The 1,951-nt window shown below is 46.4% G+C and carries 4 protein-coding genes and 1 pseudogene; 2 read left to right on the forward strand and 3 right to left on the reverse strand.

The genetic code is table 11. From position 1 onward, the window contains the following. Window positions 1-260, forward strand: a pseudogene (locus tag AC5JLB_RS13985) (hypothetical protein); the annotation flags it as partial. A gap of 90 nt (window positions 261-350) precedes the next feature. On the opposite strand, the gene AC5JLB_RS13990 reads toward AC5JLB_RS13985, so the two are convergent. From AC5JLB_RS13990 to AC5JLB_RS14000, 3 genes are read right to left on the reverse strand one after another with little or no spacing between them, the layout of a single operon-like run. Continuing rightward, window positions 351-578, reverse strand: coding sequence for a hypothetical protein (locus AC5JLB_RS13990; protein ID WP_495874438.1), 228 nt, complete (start codon window positions 576-578; stop codon window positions 351-353). Continuing rightward, window positions 575-940, reverse strand: coding sequence for a GIY-YIG nuclease family protein (locus AC5JLB_RS13995; RefSeq protein ID WP_495874439.1), 366 nt, complete (start codon window positions 938-940; stop codon window positions 575-577). Before AC5JLB_RS13995 ends, AC5JLB_RS13990 begins: the two co-directional genes overlap by 4 nt. A 33-nt stretch (window positions 941-973) precedes the next feature. Next, window positions 974-1,237, reverse strand: a complete 264-nt coding sequence (locus tag AC5JLB_RS14000) for a hypothetical protein (protein ID WP_495694474.1) — start codon at window positions 1,235-1,237, stop codon at window positions 974-976. Window positions 1,238-1,420: 183 nt separating this feature from the next. On the opposite strand from AC5JLB_RS14000, the gene AC5JLB_RS14005 reads away from it, so the two are divergent. Beyond that, a complete protein-coding gene (locus AC5JLB_RS14005; protein ID WP_495874440.1) occupies window positions 1,421-1,870 on the forward strand; it encodes a hypothetical protein in 450 nt (149 codons plus the stop codon). The last annotated feature ends 81 nt before the right edge of the window (window positions 1,871-1,951 follow it).

Below are 1,951 nucleotides of genomic sequence, written 5' to 3' on the forward strand. Positions count from 1 at the left end.
GGAAGATTGTCGTGGTTCTTGATCGACCTGGATTAAAGAATCAAGGCATAACCGAGAAAACTCGCGTGATCGCGGTGAATATGCCGAACATTGTCGGGATTGCAGACAAGGGCTACAAAGATTATCTAACCACAGTAGACGAGCTTGAAACGCTGACAGGATATAACTTTCTCTCAGACGTTCCTGAAGAGATTCAGAAGGTGATTGAAGCGAAGAAGGATGCCGTATTTTCAACACAACCGTTTGGACAGGGTGAGTAGAAGATCGCTAATCTCCCATCGAAAAAATCACAGTCCGCTGAGGTTATGGCTTCTTCGTTCTATCTCTAAAACATTCACGGCATCTCGACCTTAAGCTGCATCCCGCAGTCTTTCAGCCAATAAACAATCCTCAAAACTCAACGCTTCATCATCTAGGAATGAGGCAAACGTCATTTCTACCACTGCCTCAATCGGATATTCAATTTCAGCCGCTCGTTTGATCAACGCTGCCTGAACATATTCCGGTAGCTCTGACAGAATGCGTTGGGCTGCTTCTGGAGAGAGCCGAACCAGATTCATAGTTGCTGAAGTGTTCATTGTTTTTCCCTCGGAATGGAAACGTTATAGGGGGGCTTTGTCGCTTGGAGGATCAACGTTTCTAGCTCAAATAGTACTCCAAGTCTTGTAATGCGCTCCAGTTCAAAGATCGCAATCCGAACCTCATTCGGATCATAACGCGCTAGCCAGTCCCATAAAAATGCTTTGTGTCCGGCGCGAAATCGATCACGTAAGTTTTTGGACTTACCAATATACAACAGTCCTTCACGGCAATGGCGGACGGCGTACAGCCCCGGATAGTTAGAAATATCATCAAACTCTCTACTCAGGAGTCGGCAGTCCTCAAACGGAGTGAATGCTAGGGCATCAAGAATGGCTCGTGCTTCTGCCTTGATCGTCATTGGTCATGAGTGCCTTACTCAATTACTCAAATGTTACTTGTTCAGAATCTGATCCAGTTCATCGAGCAGGTTCTGTAAGTTGTGGTGCTGAATAAGTTCTAAGTTCTCAGGCTTTTTGAGCCAATCTACCAATGCCTCAGTCGTGATATCGCTAATCGTCCAATCCCGACCACCATTCTTCAAGCCTGCGATCGCTTTCACCAGTTGCTTTAGAACTTTAGGCGGATATGCCCTAATTTCATCTGTATTCTTTGCCACGTCTGCAATTTGCGCTTTTCCGTTAGTTGTCTCTGCCATCGTATAAGCCCTTAGCTGCACTTCTGAGATTATACGCTGTCGGATATAGGCGTTGTCGGATAAATCTGCTATGCTTCCTCTTACATAGAAACTCAAGAAATCCTAGAAATTCCGGCAATGGCAGGGCTTCTAGGGCTTCACAGAATTTCTATGTCTAGCTATTTTGTTCGGTAGAGAGAGTGTATGAAACGACTACCCATTGGGCTTCTCATCGGTATGTTCTCCGCGTGCTGCTTTGCAGACATGGCCAGGGTCGCACTTCAACCAGGTGAGGTTAGAGCAAATCCCGCTATTCCAGCCGCTGCTGCCGCGTGTTTGTCTAATCCAAACTGTGTCGCGGCTATGGTGACGATTGGAGGTATAGTCTACTGGGAAATTCGAGAAGGCTTTAACATTCGTCATATTCCCCTAGCACCTATGATGCGTGACCCTGGCAACGTCAGGGGGCAACGGGAAACACACAGCGTTACCCATAGTGCTAAGTGTGATGAAATGCTGCGAAATTTTCAACAACAAGGACGACGCTTGAAACTGATTGAGCGGCGTTATGTCGGTGGACAATTACCCTACCTGTGCATCTTTGAGGGTGTGGATGCTCAACCCGGATATTATGACGATAATCGGTACAAATGATCTAGGAGAAAGGCATGAACTTAGTGATTTATAGTCTGTGTCGGGAAAGCGATTTGCTTTGCAAAGCTCTGGAGGAGCGCA

It is taken from the genome of Myxacorys chilensis, from assembly GCF_059505265.1.

Bases quoted from the DNA above. Each gene is read 5' to 3' on its own strand.
- AC5JLB_RS13990 (WP_495874438.1), bottom strand. From the start codon at position 578: ATGAACACTTCAGCAACTATGAATCTGGTTCGGCTCTCTCCAGAAGCA.
- AC5JLB_RS13995 (WP_495874439.1), bottom strand. From the start codon at position 940: ATGACGATCAAGGCAGAAGCACGAGCCATTCTTGATGCCCTAGCATTC.
- AC5JLB_RS14000 (WP_495694474.1), bottom strand. From the start codon at position 1,237: ATGGCAGAGACAACTAACGGAAAAGCGCAAATTGCAGACGTGGCAAAG.
- AC5JLB_RS14005 (WP_495874440.1), top strand. From the start codon at position 1,421: ATGAAACGACTACCCATTGGGCTTCTCATCGGTATGTTCTCCGCGTGC.